Raw genomic sequence first — 17914 nt, forward strand, 5'->3', positions numbered from 1 at the left:
AAGCTCATAACTGAATGGCGAGGGCGGTAAGCTTTGGCTGGATATGCTGAAGAGTTCACAGGAGCGACTTCAACGTCTTCATCCTTTAAGATCTCGGTGGCGAATTCGAACCAGGAACAACTATTCTCGTTAGATAGCTGGTAGGTACCGAATGGCTGATTATGATCGACTAAGTACGTCATAAACTCGGCAAGCGTTCTAGTCCATGTTGGGCGACCAAACTGATCGTTAACGACGGTGAGCTGATCATGGTCTTTGGCAAGACGAAGCATCGTATAGACAAAATTCTTACCGTATTTACCAAAGACCCAGGATGTGCGAATGATGTAGTAATCAGCTAAGGTTTCCTGGATTGCTTTTTCACCGGCAAGTTTAGCTTTACCATATTCATTTCGTGGATTAGTGGGTGCGTCAACTTCATACTCACCTTCATTAGTCCCATCAAAGACATAATCAGTACTGATGTAAACTATCTTAGCGCCAACTCTTTTAGCAGCCTCGGCAACATTACGCGTACCATCTACGTTTACTTGCCAATTGAGGTCTTTGGCAACATCTTCAGCGTTATCAACGGCGGTATAAGCGGCACAATGATAGATCACTTCCGGCTTAAGCGCACTAATCTTTTCATTTACAACGGCTTGATCAGTGATATCCATTTGCTTAGAATCAAAGGCGTCATATGCAATTCCGCGTTCATCTAATAGGTTCCGTAATTCTGAACCGAGTTGACCATTAGCACCAGTGATTAAAATTTTTGTCATTCGTCTTCTCCTTAATTAAACCTGATTAATGTTATAATCAAATTGACAACAGCTTTCAATATTCTTTCCATGTTATTCATCTGTTGTCCTTAAAACAAGAGTCGTGCATTCCTTAAATTCGGGAATAACACGACTCTTTTCATCTTTTATTGACCGTTTTTCGCATATTTTGCTTCAACCGCGGCTTTTTCATCTTTCCACCAATCTTGGTGTTCCGTATACCAATCAATCGTGTGTTGTAAACCGGTCTTGAAGTCAGTAAATTCGGGCTCCCAACCTAATTCTGTCCGCAGCTTTGTTGCATCAATGGCATAACGCAAATCATGGCCGGGACGATCTTTAACATGGTCATAAGCATCTTTAGGTTGACCCATTAACTCTAAGATCATTTCAAGGACTTCTTTGTTGTTCTTTTCACCATCGGCCCCGATGAGGTAAGTCTCACCGATCTTCCCCTTAATCAAAATATCCCAAACTGCCCGCGAATGATCATTAGTATGAATCCAATCACGGACATTTTTACCAGATCCATAAAGCTTAGGACGAATGCCACTTAAGATATTAGTAATCTGGCGGGGAATGAACTTTTCAATGTGTTGGTAAGGTCCATAATTATTGGAACAATTGGAAATTGTCGCCCGTAAGCCAAATGACCGAACCCAAGCTCGTACTAACAAGTCTGAACTCGCTTTAGAAGAAGAGTAAGGACTTGATGGCCGGTACGGAGATTCAGGAGTAAACTTTTCTCCTTTACCTTCACCATGACCAGGTAAGTCTTCCCGTAATGGTAAATCGCCATAGACTTCATCCGTTGAAATATGGTGGTAACGAACGTCATACTTGCGACAAGCATTGATTAAAACTGAAGTACCCACAATATTAGTTTGAATGAACGGAGTGGGATCAATCAAAGAATTGTCATTGTGACTTTCAGCCGCGTAATGCACAACTGCATCAGCTTTGCTTACCAGCTTATCAACTAAGTCCTGATCACAAATATCCCCAACTACGAGTTCAACTTTATCCTTTGGCAAGCCAGCAAGATTAGCGGGATTCCCAGCATAAGTCAGTTTATCTAACACCGTAATATGTTCAACTTCCGGGTGGTGGTTAACAACATAGTGAACAAAGTTGGAGCCAATAAAACCGGCTCCCCCGGTAACAATAATATTCTTAAAAGTTTCCATAACGACCTCGCTTAAATTTCACCATAAACAAATGGGTTGTCTTTTTCAAATTCAGTTAAGGTTGGTTGTGCGGCATCCTTTTCCGAAGTAATAGCCTTATTAAATTCAATTGGCCAGTCAATGTTTAATTCCGGCGTCTTAAAGGAAATCCCGCCATCCGCTTCCGCATCGTAATAGTTATCGCACTTGTAAACAAAGTTAACGTTATCAGTTAAAGTCAAGAAGCCATGCGCAAAGCCCCGCGGAACCAGGAGTTGGCGGTGGTTACTTGCGGACAAGATATAACCTTCCCATTGCTTGTATGTAGGGGAACCTTTTCGTAAGTCGACAATGACATCCAAGACAGCCCCAGTAACGACCCGGATTAATTTTGTTTGGGCTGCTTTACCGCGTTGAAAGTGTAGTCCGCGCAAAACACCAGCATGCGTTGAAAGTGATTGATTATCTTGGATAAAGTTAAAGTTAATCCCAGCATTCTTAAAGTCACGATCAGAGTAGGTTTCTTCAAAGAAGCCCCGGTGATCACCAAAGACCGCTGGTGTAATAATTTTAACGTCTTGTAATTTTGTTGTTTGAACGTTTAATTTTCCCATTATTTATTCTCCCTAGTCCTGTTGAGCTAACCGCAATAAGTATTGACCATAATCATTCTTTTTTAACGGTTGTGCCAGTTCAACTAATTGGTCCTTATTAATGTAACCCATCCGATAAGCAATTTCTTCTAAGGAAGCCACCTTTAAGTTTTGCCGCTTTTCAATCGTGGCAATGAAATTGGCTGCTTCGAGCATTGAATCGTGGGTACCGGTATCTAACCAGGCATAGCCACGACCCATTAACTTAACATCGAGCTTACCTTGACGCAGGTATTCCTTGTTAACATCAGTGATTTCAAGTTCGCCCCGATCTGATGGCTTGATATTTTTAGCAATATCAACTACTTGATTATCATAAAAGTAAAGACCAGTCACCGCATAATTACTCTTGGGATGAGCTGGCTTTTCTTCAATCGATAAGGCATGCATCTGATCATCAAAGTCGACCACACCAAAGCGTTCGGGATCGTTAACATGGTAACCAAAAACTGTGGCACCATCAGTTTTTTGTGCTGCCGATTGAACTAAGTCGGACAAACCAGCCCCGTAATAGATATTATCACCTAAAATCAAACAAACACTATCATCACCGATAAAATCTTCGCCGAGAATAAAAGCTTCAGCGAGACCGTTTGGCTTTTCTTGAACTTTATAAGAGAAGTTTAATCCCAAATTAGAACCATCTCCTAATAAGTCTTGGAATAGTGGCATATATTCAGGTGTTGAGATCACCAATATATCTCTAATACCTGCCAACATCAAAGTTGATAAGGGATAATAAATCATCGGTTTATCATAAACTGGAATCAATTGTTTTGAAATACCACGCGTAATTGGATAGAGACGGGTTCCTGACCCACCAGCTAAAATTATTCCTTTCATGATCTGCTTCTCCTTCTTTGTAGTGCATTACTTACAGCCCTAATAAACTCTTTAAATGCCAAGTTTTTCATTAATAGCAAAACCAAAAAATAAGTTACAATGGCAAGTGGTACCGAAATTATTAAGCCAATTATATATGAATCGATGTTTGAGTTAACCACATAGCAAATTATCCCAATAACAATACAACCAACTAAAGAATCAAAAATATTTTTCAAAATTGATCTGTTAGAAAATGTTCTTTTTAAAATATCTCTTCCATAGTAAGCATTCATAGTTACCGACATTACTTCTGCTAAAACAGTACTTAGTGCTGCACCATCATATGACCATAGTGGTATAAAAATCAAATTAATTAATATGTTAAATATCGCTGTGATAATCGTACTTTTTAGAAGATACTTTTCTCTTTTAGCTGGAAGTAAGACACAATCGGAAAAAATCCAGCTAAAAAGTGAAAATAAAATTGCCCAGGCAATAATTGCTAAAGAAGTAGCAGCACGTATATATTTTTCTCCTGCAATAATTATTACAATATTTTTACTAAGCATCATTAATCCCGTCATAGCAGGGAAAGCCAAAATAATTAATAAATTCATTAGCCTATTTAATAGAGCATGGTATTCATCAAATAATTTTTTACCATACAGAGTGGAGAGCCGTGGAATTGTCACGGTTAAAATTGCGGTTAGTAAACTCGCAACAATTGTATAAATCTTTACCGAAACGCCGTAAATACCAACCTCATAATTTCCCTTTATTAAACCAAGAATCGTACTGTCAGAAGAAATATATATATTAATTGCAATTGCTGATGCAAAGATAATTAAAGTAGGTTTTAAATGAGTTTTCCACTTTGTACTCCATAAAAAGCGTAAATCAACAAATGATTTTGCATGAATGTAATTCAATATATTCGATCCAACTGAAGCCAATACCGTTATCCACGCATAAACAAAATAATCCGTAGGCTTCTTCACAAAAACAAACAACAAAACGATAGAAATTATTTTGAAAGCAATATTTCTGCTTGTTATATACGCATAATCTTCATAGATAACATAAAGCCAATTTGTCCCCAAAGTGGTGAATAATATTTGAACACTGAAAATCAAAATACACAGGTCATAGGTATTTAATGCATTAAATATTAATAGACTCAATATCAATAAAATGTACGCTATCAGTGTAGAAATCATATTAAGAGTGAATATCTCGCTAGAAAAATCACTCATTTTCCTATAATTATCTCTAAATTTGGCACCCTCTCTGACTGCATAAGTATTAATGCCCAAACCAGCAATCAATAAAAAGTATCCTACATATGTATTTGAAAAATTATATATTCCCATTCCATCAACAGAAAGGATTCTAGAAACGTATGGAAATGTTATTAGTGGAAAAATTAGATTTAATACACTTTGTAAGCCATTAAGAATAGCATTAATACCTAGTGACTTATTATTTTTCAAACTCATTTTCTCATTCCTCAATTTTCAGTAACTTTCCTTTTTGCACTTAATAAAAAATTAGCTAGTAAAGGGAAATATCTAAGTAATAAAAGTAGAATTCTACTTTTATTACTTAGTTGTTTTGGAATTATATGTGTGTTAGTTATAATGTTCATTGCTTTATCTTCTAAGAATTCATCATCTTTTTTCCCTTTAGAAATATAGAATAGGACTAGCTCTACTAGTGATTCTTGAATTTCATCTCTTTTATAAATCTCCGGATAATCATTTTGGATAAAAGAATAAAGCTTTAATGAGCTTGCTAAATATGTGTCAACATTTGTATTAGTATTAACCGTACTATCTGACCTTGTTACATAAAAATAAAGTGTCTTATTTAAATAGCTTATTTTTTTTGCCTTAGCAATTAACTTATAAACTGTTGAAATATCTTCATATTTTTCATCTGAAGGAAATTCAATATTACTAAAAAGTTTTCTTTTAAAAATTTTATTCCATACAAAACTTTCATCAATCAAAGATGCAACTACAATTTTCTTGTCAACACTACCCGCAACTTGCTTTGAAAAAATGTTTTGTAAAGTAAGTTTGCCATCTTTGACAATAAAGTAATCAAAAATCACAATATCAGAATTAAATTTTTGAATAGCTGTTAATGCATTTTGACAAAAATCATTAACAACATAATCGTCACTATCGGCGAACATAACATAATCGCCCTTTGATTTTAAAATCCCTAAATTTCTGGCTGCTCCTTGGCTACCATCTTTAGTTTGATAGACTTTTATTCTTTTATCTTTTTCTGCATAGTTCTGGCATATTTCAAGTGAATTATCTGTCGAGCCATTATCAATTAACAAAATTTCTAAATTCAAGTAATTTTGATTTATCAAACTAGTTATACACTTATGCAAATAGCTTTCCGAATTATATACAGGAACAATCACGCTAATAAGTTCATCCATAACTTTTCACCCACATTAATTATTAATATATTTTTAACTTTTCTAGGAGCTCTAAAAATTCTTGCGCCTTATTTTCAAAAGAATAATTATTCACTGTTTTAATTGCATTTTTAGAAATTTTTTGTCTTAAATTATTTGACCTAATTAATGTTTCTAATCCATGAAATAATTCTTGTTGATTCGTCATATTGTTAAGTTTATAACAATTTTCCATATGTCGACCAAACTCTTTAAGACATCCAGTATCTGCACCTATCACTGCACATCCGCGAGCCATTGCTTCCATAGCCGGCAATCCCCAGCCCTCATAGAGACTTGGGACATAAAAAATATCAATAGAATCATACCAACTATTTAGCTCATTTCTACTAGGATTTTCGAAAAATTCAATTTGTTCAGGAAAGTTTTCTGGCTTTTTAAAGCCAAATGTCTTTAACTTTATTGCCGGATTCTTATGAACAAACTTCTGTAAATTCTTAACGCCAAACTCTGTATTTTTTATATCCTGCTTAATTGCTCGTCTCTCTCTAAAGGGAAAACCAATAACAATATTTTTCTTACCAATTTTTGGTGCCTTAAGAATATTTTTTTTAGGAATACCATTGCAAATAACCGCTGAACTTGCATTTAGCTCTTGCATTAATTTATCATGAAGTTCTGTACTAACTGAAATTCGCAAATCATATGGTAATTGATAACTTGCTTTTACTTTTTTGTTTTCACTATCATTACCCCATGTTTCAAAATCTTGGATAAAATAAACTTTCGCGCCCTTTTGTGGTTTTAAATTATAAACCCAATAACTTGTTAACCAGCTTGTTGCGATTGTAATATCTGCATCTCTAACATGAAGATTACTAATATAAGGAACAAATTTAATGTTAATTTTATGAGAAATCCATTTTCCCTGCAGGTCTTCAGAATTAATGATTCGATATATTGCCTTAGGAAACAACATTCTTTTCCATCCATAGTATGCACCTGTAAATGGTACATAGCATACAACATCATTGTCCTTCTGAGCAAAATAATTTAAATAATCAATCGCCATCTGTACGCCACCAGAATGACCTATTCCTGGTAAGACCATATTTATTCTCATAACGCTAAATCCTTTCTTAATTACTTTATATTTTTATTAAAGTAATTGTGATTAATAAAACTTGCAAAAGCGATAATTAAAATCACACTTTGATAATATGCTAATGGCGCCAGTACGGCTGTTTCAGTAAATCCAAAAATAAAAATAGAAAAGGTAAAACAAATAAGAGCAGGATTGGTTTTAATTTTGTTTGCAAAATATGTCAATACAAAAATTATAAAGAATGATAAAAGCAAACCATCAGATAACAGCATATATATATAAGAAGTATCGAATCCCGCGTATAAATTAGATAGATTTCCTCCAAAAAAGGCGCGTTGAAAATCTGTTGCAAAAAAAAGAGTTATTTTTTGAGGTAGCAAGTGAACTCCATAAATATTAAGATAATAACTCCATATTTCTGGCCTATCTGTAATAATCTTACTAAATTTAGCTATCCAATTATATCTGCCATAATAATTAGATATAAACCAGGAAAAGCTAAATAAAAATATAGGAGCCATTATCGTTAATTTACTAATTAAAGAAAACAAGCTCTGTTTCTTTGACATCAAGTATATAATCATAAAAATGATCAATACAATTGTCGCAGTATCATCACTCAAAACTATTTTCTCAAATAGAAGACCTATTATAAAAATAAGATAATCAGTAAATGTTATTTTTTTCCAATGTAAAGTAATATAAGTTAAAATTTCTGTTGCTATCAAAAATCCAATTGCATTTGGATTTGAAAAACCAAATACCCATATATTTCCTAACATTTTAGGAATATAGCCAAGCAAACTAGCCAAGCTAACAATAATGACTCCGTATAGTATTCCTCTAAAATAAGCTCTCACTACCATATAAGGATCAATTAGAGAACAAAAAATCGCAAATAAAAGTAAAATACTAAATTGACTATCTTTTAGTAGTGCTAAGAAGACTGCTAATAAAATAAATACAACATAGTTTAACTTATCACCTATGTCTTTGTAGAAAATAATATTCCATAATGCTAATAGTGCTAGTACTCCAAAAACAAATAGCCTACTTAAACTAACTACCGTAATAGAAAACTTATCTTGTAGTAGACTATTTATCAGAACAAGATAAAAAATTGCAAACGTTAAAACATTCGTATATAAACCTGTAATTTTAATATTTGAAGACATAAAAAAATCCTTACATAATACCACTTTTTTTAACAAAAAAATTACTGAACCACTGATTGACATCGTATTCATTTTTAAAACGATTTACTTTCTTGTCATATGGAGATTTTATTATAATTGAAAGTTTTTCCCAATCATCTATACCGACAACAAAAATATTATTAGGTGAATAAAAGTCCTCATTAATGATACTTTTATTAGTTGTTATTAACTTTTTTTCTAAAAATAAAGCTTCAAGTGCACGAAGAGTATACCCCTTTTGCCCCTGTTGATTTACTTCCAAAATGGCGCGTGATTCTAACACTCTTTTTTTTACTGTATCATATGGAATATATTTTTTTGAACCATCTGATAATATATCCGCTCTATATTTTAGGTTTGAATCTTTCACTTTTTCAAGAATATTATCAATCTCTTGTTTTCTTCCCTTATCATGACCAATGAAATAAATATCATTTTTCAATTTATTTTTTTTTACATTATCAATCCCTGAATAATACTGAATATTAAAATTCATATTGTATTTTCCCTGGTCTCCCTTATCGAATGTCCAAAATTCTACATCTGAATCAGTAACCAAGGTAGGCAAAGTATGGCTATTAACCGGATTCCAATACCAGTAAATAATCCTAGCTTGCGGATTTATTTGATGAATATATGTTGGCAAGTGAGAAGTTAACTCACTAGCATGAATGATAATTGTTTCATACTTATCTAGTTCATTTTTCCAATCATTAAGCCAATTAGCAAGGAAGTTTGCAGGCAAATTAGTTGCTACTACCCTCCTAATAGCTCTTAAAGGTTTAGATATATTCTTAAATATAACGTCCGCATGTAGGCCATACTTCAGCCAGCTCTTAAACATAACGTCAACATTAGGATCAGTCTGAGTTAAAATGAGCGTTTTCTCTTTTTGCCAATTAATATCATCCATCATTAGTTAACTCCCACCTTAACTTATTAATAATCTAAGGCATTAACTACCATATTTTTTCTTCCAAATATAATATAAACCATAGCTTGGTAGCCAATTTATAGTCAATATAAATCGACTATTGGTTGTTGTAGAAATAGCTTTAAAGTAATTTTCTCCAATAAAATGAGAGTACGTATTAAACAAAAGGGAATTTTTTATCCTAATCCGAAAGTTAAAATCGGAATTTAAGAAAGCTCTTGCATGCCACCGGCTCCCTCTAGGATTTAATATTCGTAAGCTTCTTCCTGATTTTGTCAATCCACCATCTAAGTATTCAGCTAAATAAATAACATCATCAACATATATCACATGATAATTTCGAGTGATAAGATACCACATAGCACCCTCTGCGACAAATTTTTCATCCCTAAATACTGGAAAATTACGTTGTCTAAATAAACTCGTCCTAAATGTTTCACAATGGTCTCCTGACATTCCCTCATTAGTCATGACACTAAATGTTGATTCTTTAACCCCAACGATTTTATCGTCAAATTTTCGATGATTTCCTAGTTCTCCTTTTTGAAAGGTAATGCCACCAATTTGGGAATCAGATTCGTATTTTCGCCAATACGTCAAAATAGTTTCTACCGCATTATCAACTAAGCGATCATCACTATCAACAATAACAATATATTTGCCCTTTATAAATTGATGAGAATAATTTAAGGCAGTATGTTTGCCACCGTTTTTCTTATAATAGTAATCTATTTCAAAGGAGTACGAAACCTTATCAAGTTGGTCAAACCATTTCTTCGTTCCATCGGTACTCCCATCATCAATGATTAACCATTGAAAATCAAAAACGGTTTGTTGTTCTAAACTTTCTAGCAATTTCTTCATTCGAGACTTGCGGTTAAAACATGGAGTTAGAATTGTTAATTCTGGCATTTTAATGCCTCCATATAAATATTCATAAAATTAGCACTAAATCGCTTAGTGTTCGCAAACTCCTTTGAAGTTAATAATGCACCTTGTGATTTTTGCTTATACACTTGTGGCTCAAGTAATTTAAAGTAGGTTTCAACGTATTCATCAGCACTAAAGCCATCAATTAGCCTACCACAATCATTGTTAATAATATCTTTCAATCCGCCAACATTACTAGCAATTACTGGTTTCCCTAAAGCTAACATTTCTACCGCCGATAATCCAAAACCTTCATATTTAGAGGGCATTACGCATATCTTAGTTCCCTTCATGTAAGGATAAGGATTTTCTTTAAACCCAATCAATTTAAGGTTGTCAGTTAGATTATTCGCTTTAATATAACTTTCGATATTGTCTTTCAACTCTCCTCTACCAACAATAATTGCTCTAATGTTAGGTTTTTGTTCTTTAATTTTTTTTACTATTTCACAGAAAAACAAAGGATTTTTTTGTGAAGTTAACCTTCCTACTAAACACAAGTCACTATCACTATTATTAACATCTTCAATAGCTAGCCTTTCTATTCTATTGGTATCAACTATATTTGATATAACAGTCGATTTATTTTTTAATTGCTTACTTCTAAATTCGTCAATAACCGAAGAAGACACACAAATAACTTTATTAATTTTGCGTAGTGCAATATTATATGCAACGGTTCTAGGATCTAATGCGTTTTTTATCCAAGTTGGATTATTATGAAGATGAGATATGATAGGTATTCCCGAGGATGCCATCGTTGCTAACACGCTCATAGAAAAGTCTGAAGCATGAATAATATCAGGCTTTATTTTATCTATCGTCCTTCTTACAGATTTAAGATTAGGCTTATTTAATGCTATAAAATTTTGTCCTTTAGCCCTTACCGTCTTCCTAATGGGACCATCTGGTGAAGCATAATATGTTTCATATTTAGCTGGAAGTAATTGCATTAAAGTTAAAATTACATTTTCAGCACCAGAATATTCATGACTTTTTAATAAAAATAATATTTTCATAGAGTATCACCAATTATTAATCAAGTAGTTCCAAATAGGAATTATTTATTTTTGTCAAACATTTCGATAAAGAATATTCATCACTAAAAATGCGATAGCTTTTCTGACCCATTTTTTTAACTGTTTCAGGATTATTTATTAAATAATTTAATTTTTCAGCAAGTTCATCCTTGGACGTAAATAAAAAGCCATTGATATTATTTTCCAACATCTCTGAGTTTCCCCCGACATTTGTCGCCAAAATGGGTAACCCATAACTCATAGCTTCTATAATACTAATTGGCAATCCTTCATAATGTGTAGACAAAATATAGACATCATTGTTAATAAGTTCATCACTTATATCATCTTTAAACCCCGCAAATTTTATGTTATGGTCTAATCCATATTTAGACACTAATTCTTTATTTGTTTGTAGTGTTTCTCCGTCACCCACAAATGTAAGTTTATACTTATCTTTAGGTAGCTTAGTCACCGCATTAATTAGTGTTTCTTGATCTTTTTGCGGAGAAAATCTCGCAATCATTACTAAACGAAGAGGCGTGTGTACTGAATAATTGATATTTTGTTCTGATGGCGTGATAGACCCATTATGAATAACTTTAACATTACTTGTAGAGTCCAATACTTTATCTCTCTTACCAATCTTTTCGTCATAATAAGATACACAGATAAATAAATCAGTAAAGTGCCTAACACTTTTTTCTATTATTCTGTACAGCGATTTTTTTAATCGTGAGGAAACACCATCAGTAAATGCCCAGCCATGGACTGTGAAGATAACCTTAATTTTTCTCCTAAGTCCGATACTGGACAATCGTCCAATAACACCAGCCTTTGAGGAATGCAGGTGAACTATGTCAGGTGATTCACTCTTGATTATTTTTCTTAACTCAACTATTGCTTTTATATCATTAGTAGGACTAATTTCTCGTACTAGAGAAGGAAGAAGAATAACTTTTACCCCCTTTAGTTGCTTAACTTTGTCCAGTAATGGACCTTTATTACCTACAATAAAGGTAACTTCATTCCCCCTGGCTAACTGATCAGCACAAAGTTCAAGTACATGTAACTGCGCCCCTCCCCATGAGGAACTGGTTATACAATACAAAATTTTCATTTTTGGATGCTCTCCACGATTACTACTTCTTCCCTTCATGTATTCCCCTACTTTGCATTACATCAAATACTGTTTTAAAAATAATTGTAATATCTAATAACATACTCATATTTAAAGCATATTTACCATCATAAGCTGCCTTATTTGCATCGGTGATTTCATCACGTCCATGGACCTGAGCTAAACCGGTAATTCCTGGCAGAATCTTATTAGCTCCATATTCATCACGGAGTTTCAAAACCTTTCCCTCATTTAGAATTAACGGCCGTGGTCCCACAATACTCATTTCACCCTTAAATACGTTAAATAGCTGGGGCAATTCATCAAGGCTAGCCTTTCGAATAAACTTACCAACGGGGGTAATATATGCTTCAGGATTCTCAAAATTCTTTGTTGCCATCTCGTGTGGCGCATCTTGCCGCATTGACCGAAACTTGTAGATAGTAAACTCATGATTATTTTTACCAACTCGTTTTTGCCGGAACAGAATTTGTTCTTTAGGAGAATCTATTTTAATCACAATTGCAATAATTAACATAGGAACCGCCAACACTAAAATTCCAATTAAGCTAAACACAAAATCAAAGAATCGTTTGCAGACATCCCGATACCAGCTAAAATTACTGATTCGCTCAACATTAGCATTTTGCAATTTTCCGTCCATTTTTAAGAATCTCCCCCTTTGATTTAAGAACTTTTATTTATTTGTATCCTCTCCGTAGCCGTACCCATAACCATAGCCGTACCCATAAGCAGCATCGCCATCGGCATTAACATCGTTCATTACATATCCTAGTAAATTAGCATGTGCTAAGTTAAGCAATTCAACCGCCCGTTTAACGGCTAATTTTTGAGTTTGGCCTTGCTTTACAACAAGAACTACGGCATCAAGATGACGTGACAAGATTTGCGTATCAGTAACTTCGAGCATTGGTGGTACATCCACGATAACCATATCGTAAATACCTTTAACCGTCTCCAGTAATGTCTTCATCCGTTGTGAGTTTAAAAGTTCTGCTGGATTAGGGGGAATTGGTCCTGCCGTTAAGATATCGAGGTTATCTACCCCACTAGGTTGAATAATTGCGCGTAAATCAACGGAATTAGTACCACTAGTTAGGATCGTCGTTAACCCATGTTGATTACTCTTATTAAAAGTAGCGTGAAGCGTTGGGCGCCGTAAATCAGAATCGATTAATAATACCTTTTGCCCAGTTTGTGCCCAGACAACGGCTACGTTATCCGTCACGGTTGACTTCCCTTCACTCACATTGGCAGAAGTCATCGCTAAGGTCTTAATCGGTTTATCGATCGCCATGAAATTAATATTAGTCCGAATCGTCCGGAACTGTTCAGAAATTGGGCTCTTCGGATGAGCAACGGTAATCAATTTGGCTCCATTATCCATGGTATCCGTTGATTGTTGTTGTGTTCGGTGAAATAATGACATATTCTCTCCTCCTTAAACCCGTCGATTACCGTTATTTTGGCGTCGACTTTCTTGATTATTAACTTTAAAGTCCCGGCTCATCTCAATATGGTTCACGTGACCAAGATTAGTTAAGCCTAGTTCATTAGTCAGGTAATCATCATCATGCACACTGGTATCCATTAAGTCGCCAATCAGGATGTATAAGAAACTAAGGACTAAGCCGAGAACCGCACCAGCTAAAGCGAATAACTTCTTGTTAGGGAATGATGGTTCATCTGGCGTACTTGCCCGTGAAACAATTGTCACATTGTTAACACTCATGATCTTTTTAATTTGTTGTTTGAAGACATCAGCAACGGTATTAGCAACTACTGCTGATTCTTGTGGATCATCGGTTTTAACTTGAAGGGAGAAAACCTGTGAATTTTGTTGGGTTTGTACACTGATGGCCTGTTTTAAGTCAGCCGTTGAAAGATTATAGCTCTTACCCCCATGCTCAACGACTGCTGGTTGAGCTTCTTTAATTAATTTCCGTGTACCATCCGCATTACGACGGTATTCTGCCGGTTGAGCCGGTTTAATTACCTTTACTGGATTTTTAAGTTGCTTACTAGCCTTACTCAAAATCACCTGGTTAGTAATGATATCCTTATAAGTATTAATCATTTGGATATCCGCTTGTTGGTTATTATAAGCTTGACCGTTGTTATCATTTGAGTGCTTCTGGTTGACTAAGATTTCCGTCGTGGCCGTATATTTAGGCACCACGACGAACTGAGCCACGACATACCCCAGTACTCCGGCTAGTAATGTCCAGATGATTAACATCTTAATGTGTTTACGACAGAGCATCATTAACCGATGCAAATCAATTGTATTATTCGCTGTTTGTTGTGAACTATTCACGACTTCTACTCCTCATGTATTAATTTTTTAGACTATTTTGCAATAAGTTAGTGATCCGTTGCTGCTCGCTCGTTGGCACAACTTCAAAGGCTTGACCATCTTCATTTTGGCCGCGCCCTTGTACATGGTCTTGAACGATGTGTTCGTTAGTATCACGATAGCTTTGTGCTAACCGCATCATATCATTAAAGGTCAAATCGGTTTGTGAACTATCAGAAACCGACCGTAAGAAGGACCGATTAAGAACCGTCTTATAAGATACCGACTTTTTCAGCAATGCCATAATCACTAACCGTTGCCGTTGTTGTCGGCCATAGTCACCATCGGGATCATCATACCGCATCCGACTAAATGCCAAAGCCTTCTTCCCGTTCATATGGTAAGTCTCGCCCTTTTCAAAACTGTAACCTTCATAATCAAACGTCAGTGGCGACTTTACGTCTACCCCACCGACTTGGTTGATCGCCTTTTCCAAGCCACCCATGTTAACTAATACATAGTAGTCAATTGGGATATTAAAGTGGTCCTGGATCGTATTAATCGATTCTTTAACTCCCCCATAGGTATAAGCAGCATTGATCTTTGCTGGTGAATATTGCGGGTAATTTGGTAAGTTAACCTTCATATCCCGGGGAAGACTAACAATCGTGGTGGTTTTTGTCTTCGGATTCAAGGTCATTACCATCATCGTATCTGTCCGCCCCTTATAATCCCGTCCTAGCGCCCCGGTATCAGTCCCTAAGAGGAGAATCGAGACCGGCTTCTTTTGGTTGAGAATCTTTTGTGCATCTCGTGACTTAGTTGCACCAGCATTACTATACATATCATCAGTCGTTGACTTCAGGTTATGCCATGCTAGTCCTGCAAAGAAGAGTGCAATCAATATTAAAACACCAACGACCGACCAGAAAATTTTCCATCCCCGGTGACGCCGATGATGTTTGTGGTGATGATGGTGATGTTCCCGTTGCATGCTGTCTTCATCATTATTCAAGGGTCGATTATTTTCGTCTGCCATAAAAAACTTCTCCCATTTTTGACTAATACCGTAATCAAAAAATCCACTAGTGCAACAAGTTACATTACTGGAAACCTACACTAACAAATGGTAAATAACGAGTTGCAAACTTTTTAATATCAGTTATTAGTCAATTAAATTTATAATCACTTAATACATTATTAGGAATATAACATCAATAGTCAAGAACAGATTTCATAACAGCTTTCAAATTATTAAGTTCGTTATTGCTTTTTTTGTAACCAGATCAGCTTTTTAACAGCTAAATGATAAAGGTTGATCGTCATCAATTTTTGCTTGTTTCATTTTAGTTACAAATCTAAATCTCAAAAAATACAAAAAGGAGCGTCAGGGAATTCCCCCGTGGACGCTCCTTTTTACATATACTTGTCAAGTTCTTCGTTATACTTTATTAGCTCTGCCATACTAGCATCTTTTTCCGGCTCAACAATCTGCGCGGATACTTGGTTAGCCGAATCATCTATCTGTTGACGACCCCAGACACTCGTTGCTACGACCATGTTTCGTAAGTCATTACCATCGTCAGTCAATGAGTACTTATGCTCTTCATCAACAACTGGATTAATAATTCGCAAGTTTTGCAAGGATGTTATTTCTTTATTAAGAGCAACATCGGTTAAATCTGGTAGCAATTGATGCAGTTCCTCAATGGTAAATGGCCGAAAGCCTAACCAAAAGATAATCCGTGGTCGCCATCGATTTTCTAAAACATCTAGTGCGTATTTTACACCACACTCATTTTTCTTTTCAGTCATAAAAATGCTCCATTCTAATAACTTAGCTACCTAATACTCAGCTACTTCTCCTCCCCTTTTAATTATAACAAGTTAACGGACTAATGTTTATTAATTGTACATTTTTATGACATTTTTTATATTAAAACTTATTTATCACCCGTTTTACTTCTTTAACAAGTTCAGCTGGGGTTTCTTCACCGTATACCTTCTTATGGGCCTTATTCAGGATATGTAAAACTGTGCAGATAAAGAGATCGAGTGCCAGCTTACGAAGTTTCGTATAAACACAATAGTCACCAAAGTAGGTCCACTTGAGACCTTCTCTTTTCAGTTTGCCAAGGCGATACATCCAGTATTCAAAGAGGGAAAGCTGGTCATGAGCAACTTCATCAGCCGCACTTACAATTCGCCGAAAAGTACGCTCCGAGGTAGCAATTTGAACATGGTATTTATCTCCTTTTCGGCCATTCATGATCATTTCTACTCTCTTATCACTTTCTAACTCACTAGCACCCTCCATCAAATGAACCATGTAATAAATAACCTGCTCGTTTGATGATCCACATGTTGGCACGAGGCGATGGTGACCAGCAACATACCCCCGTGTTTGACAACCCACCTTAGCAAAATGGACTTCCATTTCATACTCATAAATTAGATTCGCCTGTGCAAAGCGACTAAGGACATCTTTCAACCGTTCCCGAATAAGCAGTTGTTCCCCGTCGATCGTTAAAACAAATGTACGATTTTGATCATAAGCCGTTAGCAACAAGGTGTTATCCCATTGTACCAGATAATTCGCAACCTCCCCATCAATTTTTAATTTATCTAGCATGCTCATATCAATGGTTTTACGTACCACAATTATCTCCTCCAAATAAATCTTAAAAAAGTGAAAATTTATTGTAAAACGGTTCACTTTTAATTTGAATATTAAGATACTGGGATAAATCTGCCCTGTCAACGCCTTTTTAGGTCACTTTTGCGCTATTTTATCGTTCGCTAAGACGTTCTGTTTTTGGTAAGTTTACGGTACTCAAGAGCTCTTGAGAATATTTCTAAAGGATGTTCTCAATAATGAATTACAAAAAAATTTCTGACGGTTTAACTTTTCTGATGAGCGATAAGCGGATCACGGTTGTCCATGGGGTATTAAAGAGCCTCGGGATTTCCCCACGCCGGGACGACTATGATGATTTTGTCCAAGATGCCTCAATTATCTTTGCCCAGGCCTATGCTGATTTCTTGCAGGAAAAAGATGAAGTCGAAAACGAACGGGACTTGATGTGCTTTGCTTACCAACGGATGCGCTGGCGTTTACTAGACCAGTTGCGGCGACAGCAACTCGAAGGTTTCCTCTTTAATTACACCCTCGATGATGAAGAAGATGATCATGACTACGACGAGACAATGGTCGACCATTCAGCTATCATGCCATTTACTCACTTGGAAAATAGCGATTTTCTTAACTATCTCTACCACCACTGTCCCCTTGTTCAACAACGGTACTTGATCGCCAAACTCAATCATCATTTGAGTGACCGGCAGATTGCAGATGAGTACTGTGTCAGTCGGGCAGCCGTTTCACAATGGCGTCGCGGAGTAATTACCCGTGCCCACCGGCTTCGTGCTAAAATGAAGGGAGAGTTTTGAG

General features: G+C 35.5%; 19 protein-coding genes. 1 reads left to right on the forward strand and 18 read right to left on the reverse strand.

Annotated features, from left to right (window positions below):
* From rfbD to H5R88_RS04305, 18 genes are all read right to left on the reverse strand, one after another.
* Positions 1-764 (reverse strand): dTDP-4-dehydrorhamnose reductase (gene rfbD / locus H5R88_RS04220; protein ID WP_182600330.1); only part of this gene is annotated, 764 nt, incomplete at its 3' end.
* A gap of 146 nt (positions 765-910) precedes the next feature.
* The gene (gene rfbB / locus H5R88_RS04225) at positions 911-1951 is read right to left on the reverse strand and encodes a dTDP-glucose 4,6-dehydratase (RefSeq protein ID WP_182600331.1); all 1041 of its coding nucleotides are present in this window, start codon (positions 1949-1951) and stop codon (positions 911-913) included.
* Between the two features lie 11 nt (positions 1952-1962).
* Positions 1963-2544, reverse strand: coding sequence for a dTDP-4-dehydrorhamnose 3,5-epimerase (gene rfbC, locus H5R88_RS04230; protein WP_182600332.1), 582 nt, complete (start codon positions 2542-2544; stop codon positions 1963-1965).
* Between the two features lie 12 nt (positions 2545-2556).
* Positions 2557-3426 (reverse strand): glucose-1-phosphate thymidylyltransferase RfbA, encoded by an 870-nt coding sequence (gene rfbA / locus H5R88_RS04235; protein WP_182600333.1) that lies wholly within the window; start codon positions 3424-3426, stop codon positions 2557-2559.
* Positions 3423-4904 (reverse strand): flippase, encoded by a 1482-nt coding sequence (locus H5R88_RS04240; RefSeq protein WP_182600334.1) that lies wholly within the window; start codon positions 4902-4904, stop codon positions 3423-3425. Before H5R88_RS04240 ends, rfbA begins: the two co-directional genes overlap by 4 nt.
* Positions 4905-4915: 11 nt before the next feature.
* Positions 4916-5863 (reverse strand): glycosyltransferase family 2 protein, encoded by a 948-nt coding sequence (locus tag H5R88_RS04245; RefSeq protein WP_182600335.1) that lies wholly within the window; start codon positions 5861-5863, stop codon positions 4916-4918.
* Between the two features lie 22 nt (positions 5864-5885).
* A complete protein-coding gene (locus H5R88_RS04250; RefSeq protein ID WP_182600336.1) occupies positions 5886-6965 on the reverse strand; it encodes a glycosyltransferase family 4 protein in 1080 nt (359 codons plus the stop codon).
* A 20-nt stretch (positions 6966-6985) separates the two neighbouring features.
* The gene (locus H5R88_RS04255; protein ID WP_182600337.1) at positions 6986-8122 is read right to left on the reverse strand and encodes a hypothetical protein; all 1137 of its coding nucleotides are present in this window, start codon (positions 8120-8122) and stop codon (positions 6986-6988) included.
* 10 nt (positions 8123-8132) lie between these two features.
* Entirely contained in the window at positions 8133-9059 is a 927-nt protein-coding gene (locus H5R88_RS04260) for a WaaS/CpsH family glycosyltransferase (protein ID WP_182600338.1), read from the reverse strand.
* 39 nt (positions 9060-9098) lie between these two features.
* Positions 9099-9989 (reverse strand): glycosyltransferase family 2 protein, encoded by an 891-nt coding sequence (locus tag H5R88_RS04265; protein WP_182600339.1) that lies wholly within the window; start codon positions 9987-9989, stop codon positions 9099-9101.
* Positions 9977-11026, reverse strand: coding sequence for a glycosyltransferase (locus H5R88_RS04270; protein WP_182600340.1), 1050 nt, complete (start codon positions 11024-11026; stop codon positions 9977-9979). The genes H5R88_RS04265 and H5R88_RS04270 overlap by 13 nt, the downstream gene beginning before the upstream one ends.
* 16 nt (positions 11027-11042) lie before the next feature.
* Entirely contained in the window at positions 11043-12185 is a 1143-nt protein-coding gene (locus tag H5R88_RS04275; protein ID WP_182600341.1) for a glycosyltransferase family 4 protein, read from the reverse strand.
* Entirely contained in the window at positions 12169-12810 is a 642-nt protein-coding gene (locus H5R88_RS04280) for a sugar transferase (protein WP_269448364.1), read from the reverse strand. The genes H5R88_RS04275 and H5R88_RS04280 overlap by 17 nt, the downstream gene beginning before the upstream one ends.
* Positions 12811-12843: 33 nt before the next feature.
* Complete coding sequence (locus H5R88_RS04285) at positions 12844-13596, reverse strand: CpsD/CapB family tyrosine-protein kinase (RefSeq protein WP_182600342.1); 753 nt, start codon at positions 13594-13596, stop codon at positions 12844-12846.
* Between the two features lie 12 nt (positions 13597-13608).
* Positions 13609-14484, reverse strand: a complete 876-nt coding sequence (locus H5R88_RS04290; RefSeq protein WP_182600343.1) for a YveK family protein — start codon at positions 14482-14484, stop codon at positions 13609-13611.
* Between the two features lie 19 nt (positions 14485-14503).
* Entirely contained in the window at positions 14504-15502 is a 999-nt protein-coding gene (locus tag H5R88_RS04295; protein ID WP_182600344.1) for an LCP family protein, read from the reverse strand.
* A 377-nt stretch (positions 15503-15879) separates the two neighbouring features.
* Positions 15880-16278, reverse strand: a complete 399-nt coding sequence (locus H5R88_RS04300) for a winged helix-turn-helix transcriptional regulator (protein WP_182600345.1) — start codon at positions 16276-16278, stop codon at positions 15880-15882.
* Between the two features lie 121 nt (positions 16279-16399).
* On the reverse strand, positions 16400-17122 hold the full coding sequence (locus tag H5R88_RS04305; protein WP_182577861.1) for a hypothetical protein: 723 nt from the start codon (positions 17120-17122) through the stop codon (positions 16400-16402).
* A gap of 215 nt (positions 17123-17337) precedes the next feature.
* Between H5R88_RS04305 and H5R88_RS04310 the strand changes: the two genes are divergently transcribed.
* Positions 17338-17913 carry a sigma-70 RNA polymerase sigma factor region 4 domain-containing protein gene (locus tag H5R88_RS04310; protein WP_182600346.1) on the forward strand — a complete coding sequence of 192 codons (576 nt, stop codon included), beginning with the start codon at positions 17338-17340 and terminating at the stop codon, positions 17911-17913.
* Position 17914: the final 1 nt, after the last annotated feature.

This window comes from Limosilactobacillus agrestis (genome assembly GCF_014145585.1).
GTDB classification, from domain to species: Bacteria; Bacillota; Bacilli; order Lactobacillales; family Lactobacillaceae; genus Limosilactobacillus; species Limosilactobacillus agrestis.